Here is a 7,986-nt window from a genome sequence, read left to right on the forward strand (position 1 = left end):
CCCGCACAGTCCCACCTCTACAAGATCTTCCCCAAGCTCGGCATCACCTCGCGGGCCGCGCTCGCCCACGCCCTCGACCCCGGCTGACCTGCCGCAAGGCCCGACCGCCCTGCCCCGGACACGGCAGTCAGATGACCTAACGGCCCGTCGTGTGCGCAGTCCAGGCTGAGACCGCGCAGGGCTACGGCGGAAGGGCGGTCAGATGGGCGTGCGGGTGACGACCGCGTTGGTCGCGGACGAGGAGAAGGCGGCGTTCTGGAGCGGAGCGGTGTCGCGGACACTGGTGCCGGTGGAGGTCCTCCCACTCACCGGGCGGCCGTTCGACGGGCTCGTGGAGTCGCACCGGCTCGGGTACGTGCGGATCTCCACCCTGGAAGCGGACGCCGCCCGGGTCTCCCGCACGGCCGACCTGATCGCGCGGGCCCCGCATTCCGAGCCGCAGGTCGGGGTCGGAGTGCAGGTGGCGGGCCGGGCCGTGCTGGAGCAGGACGGGCGCCGGGCGGAGGCGCTGCCGGGCGGGCTGGTGCTGTACGACACCGCGCGGCCGTACGCCGTCGACTACCCGGAGCGCTTCCGCACCCACCTGGTCCACCTGCCGCGCCGTCTGCTGGGCGTGCCGGAGCGCGACCTGCGGCACGCGATCGGGGCGGCCGTCAGTGGCAGGGACGGATGCGGGCCGGTACTCGCGCCCTTCCTCGGCGTCCTGGCCGCGTCCGCGCACTCGCTTCCCGCACCGGTCGGCGACCGCCTGGCCGGGAGCGTCGCCGACCTCGTGAGCGCACTGGTCGCCCAACTGGCCGAGGGCCGGTCCGCTGACCGGCCGGACAACCCGAACGGTCACCTGGTCCGGCGGGTGCGGGAGTACATCGACCGCCGGCTGGGCGACCCGGAGCTGACACCCGAGCGGATCGCGCAGGCCCACCACATCTCCGTGCGCTACCTGCACCGGCTCTTCGAGCACGAGGGGGTGACGGTCAGCCGGCTCGTCCAGCAACGCCGTCTTGAGGCCTGCGCCCGCGAGCTCGGCCGTCGCGGCCGTACCGCGCCGACCGTGTCGGCCGTCGCCCAGCGGTGGGGCTTCGTCAACCCGGCGCACTTCAGCCGGACCTTCCGGGCCGCCTACGGCGTTTCACCGCGCGAGTGGAGCGCGCGCCGGGCGGACGACCCCGGCTGACAGGCCGCCCGCCCGCCGAGCGCCCGCCCGTGGCCACGATCCGTGCGCGGGCGGGCCAGTGCGGCCGCCGAACCCGCCAGTACCGTCGCGTGGCACGCCGGGTGCCGCCGCGCCGTTCCGACCGAAGCCAGGAGCAGAGAGTTGTCCGACCCCACCCCCGTGCCCCACCGGCGTCCGGTGCTCGACCGGGCGCTCCAGGAGTTCCTGGACACCCGGGTCGGCCGACTCGCGACGGAGCTTCCGGATCTCTCCTTCCTGGCCACGGACGACGTACCGGAGGGCGTGCCGGGCGCCGACGCGGACGACCCGTACGGCACCACGGCGCATTGGCACACCCTGCCCTGCGGACCGACCGGGCGGGTGCGTGTCCAGGTGACCAGACCCGCCGGTGCCGCCGGGCCGAGCCCCGTGGTGCTCTTCCTCCCCGGCCTCGGCTGGTCGCCCGGCGACGCCGCCTGCTACGGCCGACTGGTCCGGGAGTTCGCCCTGGGCACCGACTCCGCCGTGGTGTACGTCGACTACGCCCGGGCGCCCACGGCCCGCTACCCGGTCGCCGTCGAGCAGTGCCACGCCGTCGCCCGCTGGATCCACCTGCACGGCCACCGGATCGGGCTGGCGGGGGAGCGGATGGCCGCCGTCGGCGACTCCGCGGGGGCCAACCTCGTGGCGGCCCTGACCTTGCTGGCCCGGCAGCGGGGGGACGTACCGCTGGTCCACCAGGTGCTGCTCTGCCCGGTGACCGACGCGGACTTCGACACCCCGTCCTACCGCCGGTTCGCCACGGGTTACTTCCTGCACCGCGACCACATGCGCCGGTTCTGGGACGACTACCTGCCGGAACGCCGCCGCCGCGGGGAGGCGACCGCCGCGCCCCTGCGAGCCTCCCTGGAGCAGCTCGCCGGACTCCCCCCGGCGCTCGTGGTCACCGCCGAGGCCGACGTGCTACGGGACGAGGGCGAAGCCTATGCGGCCAGACTCCGCGAAGCGGGCGTGCCGGTGGTGGCCATGCGCTACCAGGGCGCCGTGCACGGCTTCCTGCTGCTCGACGCGCTCTGCCCCACCGGCACCGCCCGCGCCGCGCTGATCCAGGCCGTCGACACCGTGCACGTGGCCCTGCACCGCCGTTCCTGGTAAGCCCCGACCCCCCACAGGAGTGCTGATGTCCGTCGTTATCGACACCGAAGGGCTGCCCGCCAAGGACCGCGCCGAGTACTGGCACGAGGCCGTCTCCCGCACCTTCATCCCGCTCGACGTGGCTGTCCTCGAAGACGCGCCCGCCCCCGCGACGATCACCAGCCACCGCCTCGGAGCCGTCCAGGTCTCGCGGGTCCAGGCGGGTCCCCAGCGGGTCGAGCGCAGCGCGGGGCTGATCGCCCGCGGCGGTGAGGACCACCTCACGCTGGCGCTCCAGCACCGCGGTACCGCCCGCCTGGCCCAGGACGGCAATCGGGTGGAGCTGCGCCCGGGCACCTTCGCCGTCTCCGACGCCGGGCGGCCGTTCGCGAAGGAGCTGCCGGAGCCCTTCGTCTTCACGGCCTTCCACTGGCCGCGCTCGGCCGTGGGCCTCTCGGAGGAGGACCTGCGGACGCTCACCGCGACCGTCTTCGAGGCCGGCCCCGGCACCGGAACCGCCCGCCTGGTGGCCGCCTACCTGGGGCACCTCTCCGCGTCGGCCGAGTCGATGGAGCCCCAGGTGGCCTCCTGGCTCGCCACCACGGCGCTCGACCTGCTCGCGGTGCTCGCACACGAACGCCGCGGCCGGTCCGTCCCTGAGGCGCCCGAGGCGGCACTGGCCATCCTGGCCCGGGTGAAGGACCACATCCTTCGCCACCTGGGCGACCCGGACCTCACGCCGGAACGGATCGCGGCCGCCCAGCACGTGTCCGTGCGGTACCTGCACAAGCTCTTCCGCTTCGAGGGCGTGACGGTGGCCCGCTGGATCCAGCGCCAGCGGCTGGACACGTGCCGCCGTGAGCTGGCCCGTTCGACGAAGGGCCGGACGACCGTGGCGGCGGTCGCGGGCCGGTGGGGCTTCGCGAGCGCCAGTCACTTCAGCCGGGCGTTCCGGGCCGCCTACGGGGTCTCCCCGCGCGAGTGGCAGGCCTGCGTCCGGACGGGCCTCGTCCCGGTGAGCGCGCCGCTGCAGGTGGGGGAACCGGGCCGGGCCGTTCTCCCACCCGGGTACGGCGTCGCGGTGTGACGGCCGAGGCGGCAGACGCGACCCGGGCCGGGCCACCGGGCGGCGGTGCCGGACCCGACGGCCCGGGCCGTCCTCGTCCGCCGGTCACCGGTCGGTGTGCAGCTCCGCGACGTAGCCGCCCGGGAACCGCACCATCGCGCTGTCCCGGCCGCCTGCCCGGACCGGCCCCCACAGTACCGACGCGCCCGCGGCCTTCGCCCGCTCCAGGGTGGCGCCGAGGTCCGTCGCACCGTAGCCGGTGAGCTCCCGGCCGAACGGGTACGGCAGGTGGCCGTCCGTCACGGCGACCGTCGTGGTGCCGAAGCCGGAGGTGAGGCGCAGCAGCCGGTAGACGGTTCCGGGTAGTCCGATCGCGGCACCGTCGGCCCGGCGGTCGTCGGAGACGATCCAGCCGCCGGTGAAGGCGAGGTAGCTGCGCAGGAAGGCGCCGACCGCGTCCGGTGACAGGTAGAGCCGATTCTCCGGCACGCTGGCCAAATCGGGGTAGGACGGCGGTGTTGTGTGCACGTAGAGCTGGGCGCTGATGCCGCCGGGGAACTGGACGACGGCGTCCCGGCCGATCGGGTCGGCGAACGGCGCCACGGTCACGGCCGCGCCGTCGGTCCGGGCGGCGCGGACCGCCTGGTCGAGGTCGGTGACCAGCCAGCCGGTGCGCTCGCTGCCGAACGGGTACGGGACGGGCGTGGTGTAGTCGAACACTGACAGCGTGCCGACCGGGGAGAGCACCAGCTCCGACAGGGTCCGGCTGGGCATGGGCGTCACCTGGGTGGCGTTCGGCCCGATCGTCCTCCCGCCGAAGGTGGCCACCCAACTGGCCACGAAGGCCTGCTCGGTGCCGGGCTCCACGTACACGTGGGTGGAGTCGTACTGCGGGCCGACGGCGAGCTGCCGGTGCGAGGCGGACGGCGCGGCCTGGGTGTCCTGGGCCACCGAGGTGGTGGGGGCCGCAGCCAGCGCGGCGATCGCCGCCACCAGTGGGACCAGCCGTCGGGTGAGGCTTCGTTTCATGGGATGACCTCCCGGTCGTGGTGCTCGCCCGGCGTCCGGGGAGGGAATGCGCGGGCGCGTGGTTGTGGTTGGCGTCGCTCAGGTCGTCGGCGCGACCCGGAACGGACCGCTTCCCGGTGCGGGCGGCAGGGTGCGGCGTCCGAGTGGATCGGGTCAACAGTCAGAGCCTGTCGGTGTCTTGACGGAACGTTAGGCCGAAGGCCGATGACGGACTTGGTCGACAGCGCACCGGATCCGGCCCGGGAGTGCACCGGCGGCTCGAAGGGGCGGGCGTGCGCGAGGTTCGCGGCGTCGGAACGGGAAGGTGCCCGGCTGCCGGGCACCTTCCCGTTCGTTCAGGGGGCGGTCAGGGGGTCGACGCGCGACGCCACGACGGCGGAGGTGAAGTCGGGCTGCACACCCAACTGGGCGAGCATGACGCTGAGGCCGACATAGCAGTTGAACTCCTTGATCTTCCCGTTCTCGACGTACCAGAAGTCGGCGGTGGGGATGCTGAGCCGGGCGCCGGCCGGTCGGATGACACCTGCGGGTGTCTCGAAAGGGCCGGTGACGGTGCCCTCGATCGTCAGCTCGACGGCCACCATGTCGCCCATGGTGTGGAGCCGGTGGAGCTCGCGGTGGATGTCGGGCGCGAGTGCGCCCATGAAGACGACCTGGTCGCCGAGGTGCTCGCCTCGATAGCTCTCTCCCGCGACGACGTTGTTGAACACCCCGTCCTCGGCGAACAGATCGATGAACCCCCGGACGTCCAGGTCCTGCCACCGGCCTGCCGCCTCCCGGGGTCCAGGGTCAGGACGGACGGGTTGCCGCGGTTGGGTGTCACCTGACGCGCTTCATCGCGATCACGTGCCGCTGGATTAGGCGGTACAGCCTGAGCACCCGCTCGGGGGTGTGGTTTGCGGTGAGGACGGTCTCGAACCAGGCTTGCAGGGTGTCCCAGGCGCGGAGCGATGACGGATCTGCTCACGGATCTGCTCGACGAATCGTGGAGGCCCACGGCGGCCTCGCCCGATGGCGCGAACTGGAGACGGACGATGTCGCCATCATGGCCGGCAGCCGGGGCGCCCACGACTTCTCGGGCTCCCCGCAGGTCGCCGGGATCAGCGTGCCCACCGAGCACCGCATCCTCCCGCGCACACCCGAAGGTCAGGCGTTGGCCGCGCCGCTGCTCGTCACCTCGACCGCAGCGACATCACGCTCGTCTGATCAGCCACTCCAACCCATCAGAAGGGTCAGCACCCATGGCCACGGAATCTCTCGGCTACGCAGTACACGTCTCGGACCCGGTTCCGATCAGCGTCACCGAGCCTCTGCCCAACGGCGAGAGGCGCACCTTCCAGCCGATCTCGACCACCCTCGTCCACGGCGAGCGGGACGCCGTCCTCGTCGACCCGCCGTTCATCGAGGGGCAGATCGAGGAGGTCGCCGCCTGGGTGGCCGCCTTTGGGAAGAACATCACCGCCATCGTCGCCACCCACGGCCACGGCGACCACTGGTTCGGCGACAACGAGTTCGCGAAGCGGTTCGACGCTCCGGTCGTGGCCACCGCCGGCACCATCGCCGTGATGCACGGCAACGTGGAGGCCCGGCCGTTCGCCTGGGACAAGCTCTGGCCGGGGCAGATCCCCGACGCCCCGGTCACCGCCGTCACCGTCCCGGACAACACTCTCACCCTCGAAGGGCACCAGCTGCACCTCGTCGAGGTCGGCCACACCGACACCGAGCAGACCAGCGTCCTGCACGTCCCCGACCTCGGCCTTGTCGTCGCCGGCGACGCGCTCTACAACGGCGCCCACATGTACATCGGTGAGTCGGCCGGAGGTGGCCTGGACGCCTGGCGCAACGCCATCAGCACCGTCGAGGCCCTGGCACCCCGGTACATCGTCGCCGGCCACAAGAACAAGGAGCTCGACGACGACGCCACCCGCGTCATCGCCGAGACCCGCCGGTACCTCGACGACGCCGAGGCTGCGCTGGGGGAGTGCTCCTCCGCGGCCGAGTTCTTCCACACGATGGTCGACCGCCACCCCGACCTCCCCTACGGCCGGACCCTGCTGTGGGTGGGGGCGAAGGCGATCTACGCCCTGCGCGCACCGGGGGCCGACCCCATCGCCGCCGTTGTGGGCAGCTGGTTCTAGCAGCGCGCGTCCCTCACCTCGCGGTAGGTCGCGGGTTCTACCTGGAGGGCCGGGCCCGGAGCTGCCGTGCGACTGCGCACCTCACCCGGTCGCGTGTGGTGATGACCTTGGTACACCCCTGTGATCAGGGCCGCGCACGGCGGCCCGGAGTACGTGCGGAGGTTGGCATGAGCAATCCATTCGAGACGGGACCAGCGTCTGGAGGACGTTCCGGGCGGGTGCAACCCGCAACCACGCATCTGATCGTCCTGCCGGGCGGGGGCTATGCCTCGCACGCCCCACACGAGGCGGAGCCGATCGTTGCGTGGCTCTCCACACTGGGCCTGTCGGCGAGCGTCTTCCGTTACCCGCTCCTCGTGCGGCATCCCGAACCCCTCCTGGCACTGCGGGCCGAGATCCGCGGCAGGCGCGAACAGGGGGCAGGTCGCATCGGGGTGATCGGCTTCTCGGCCGGCGGGCACCTCGCGGGCCTGGCCGCACTCGAACCCGGCGACGACCAAGGTGAGTCCGTCCAGTTCGCCGTCCTCGGCTACGCGATCACATCGATGGAGACCGAGACCTACCGACCCGCGCGACTGATCCTGCTCGGGGAGAACGCCTCACCGGACCTGCGCCGCCAGACATCCCTCGACGCGCTGGTGACCGCGGCGTCTCCGCCCTTCTTCCTCTGGCACACCGCCGAGGACGTCTACGTCCCGCCGGAGCACACCTACCGGCTCGCCTCGGCACTGGCCGCGCACGAGGTACCGCACACCGTGCACGTCTTCGCTCACGGCCCGCACAGTCTCGGTCTCGCCCAAGGCGTCGGCGATGCTGCCACCTGGACGAAGCTCGCGGAGTCCTGGATCGCCGAACAGGCCCGCACATCGCCCCCGGGTACCTCCTGACCAGATCCGACAAGGCCCGAAACGGGTGGCACCGTTGACAGAGTTCGCCCCCGTTCCGGACTTCGCACGCGGGCCCGGGATCGCCGGGGCCGGACGCGATACACGTCCTAACAGGGCTGAAATCGGAGTCTGTGCAACGGTGTCGTCCCGACAAGGCTGATCGTCACACGCCGAAGACCTGACCGTCCGGACGATCTGGGGAGCGGGTGGTGCTGTCGGCAGTCGCGGATCCCTGCGAAGAGTAATAGCCTGGATACCTAGCGTAGTCTGTCATGATGACTTACGAAGTGAGGAAATCATGGCCGGTAAGGCCAGCATTGTCTTCGCCCACGGACTCTGGGCCGACGGGTCGTGCTTCAACAAACTCATCCCCACGCTCCAGGCCGAGGGCCACGAGATCTACAGCTCACAGCACGGGCTCGATTCGCTCGAGGGCGACGTCGCGTGCGTGACCCGCGCTATCAACCACGTGCCCGGCCCGGTTGTGCTCGTCGGTCACTCCTATGGCGGGACCCTGATCACCAAGGCCGGCATCCACGACCGCGTGGGCGCTCTGGTCTACATCGCGGCGCTCGCTCC

At 72.1% G+C, this 7,986-nt stretch carries 8 protein-coding genes; 6 read left to right on the top strand and 2 right to left on the bottom strand.

The features are described 5' to 3' along the window. Positions 1 to 214: 214 nt before the first annotated feature. From C2142_RS36270 to C2142_RS36280, 3 genes are all read left to right on the top strand, one after another. Positions 215 to 1,174 (top strand): helix-turn-helix domain-containing protein, encoded by a 960-nt coding sequence (locus C2142_RS36270; protein WP_241003011.1) that lies wholly within the window; start codon positions 215 to 217, stop codon positions 1,172 to 1,174. 141 nt (positions 1,175 to 1,315) lie between these two features. After that, positions 1,316 to 2,308: an alpha/beta hydrolase gene (locus C2142_RS36275; protein WP_148647056.1), complete on the top strand. Its 993-nt coding sequence runs from the start codon at positions 1,316 to 1,318 to the stop codon at positions 2,306 to 2,308. Between the two features lie 25 nt (positions 2,309 to 2,333). Further along, positions 2,334 to 3,374 carry a helix-turn-helix domain-containing protein gene (locus tag C2142_RS36280; RefSeq protein ID WP_148647057.1) on the top strand — a complete coding sequence of 347 codons (1,041 nt, stop codon included), beginning with the start codon at positions 2,334 to 2,336 and terminating at the stop codon, positions 3,372 to 3,374. A gap of 84 nt (positions 3,375 to 3,458) precedes the next feature. On the opposite strand, the gene C2142_RS36285 is transcribed toward C2142_RS36280, so the two are convergent. Together C2142_RS36285 and C2142_RS36290 are read right to left on the bottom strand one after the other, a co-directional pair. After that, a complete protein-coding gene (locus C2142_RS36285) occupies positions 3,459 to 4,382 on the bottom strand; it encodes a glyoxalase (protein ID WP_148647058.1) in 924 nt (307 codons plus the stop codon). Positions 4,383 to 4,717: 335 nt separating this feature from the next. Continuing rightward, positions 4,718 to 5,134 carry a nuclear transport factor 2 family protein gene (locus C2142_RS36290; protein WP_148647059.1) on the bottom strand — a complete coding sequence of 139 codons (417 nt, stop codon included), beginning with the start codon at positions 5,132 to 5,134 and terminating at the stop codon, positions 4,718 to 4,720. Between the two features lie 489 nt (positions 5,135 to 5,623). On the opposite strand from C2142_RS36290, the gene C2142_RS36295 reads away from it, so the two are divergent. From C2142_RS36295 to C2142_RS41060, 3 genes are all read left to right on the top strand, one after another. Next, positions 5,624 to 6,520 carry an MBL fold metallo-hydrolase gene (locus C2142_RS36295; RefSeq protein WP_148647060.1) on the top strand — a complete coding sequence of 299 codons (897 nt, stop codon included), beginning with the start codon at positions 5,624 to 5,626 and terminating at the stop codon, positions 6,518 to 6,520. A 218-nt stretch (positions 6,521 to 6,738) separates the two neighbouring features. Continuing rightward, entirely contained in the window at positions 6,739 to 7,407 is a 669-nt protein-coding gene (locus C2142_RS36300; RefSeq protein ID WP_206671101.1) for an alpha/beta hydrolase, read from the top strand. A 298-nt stretch (positions 7,408 to 7,705) separates the two neighbouring features. Beyond that, positions 7,706 to 7,986 (top strand): alpha/beta fold hydrolase (locus C2142_RS41060; protein WP_241003013.1); only part of this gene is annotated, 281 nt, incomplete at its 3' end.

Source organism: Streptomyces sp. CB01881 (assembly GCF_002953255.1).
GTDB lineage: Bacteria > Actinomycetota > Actinomycetes > Streptomycetales > Streptomycetaceae > Kitasatospora.

What these genes read in the sequence shown, in the direction of transcription:
- C2142_RS36280 (WP_148647057.1), top strand. Translation starts at nt 2,334, where the DNA reads ATGTCCGTCGTTATCGACACCGAAGGGCTGCCCGCCAAGGACCGCGCC.
- C2142_RS36285 (WP_148647058.1), bottom strand. Translation starts at nt 4,382, where the DNA reads ATGAAACGAAGCCTCACCCGACGGCTGGTCCCACTGGTGGCGGCGATC.
- C2142_RS36295 (WP_148647060.1), top strand. Translation starts at nt 5,624, where the DNA reads ATGGCCACGGAATCTCTCGGCTACGCAGTACACGTCTCGGACCCGGTT.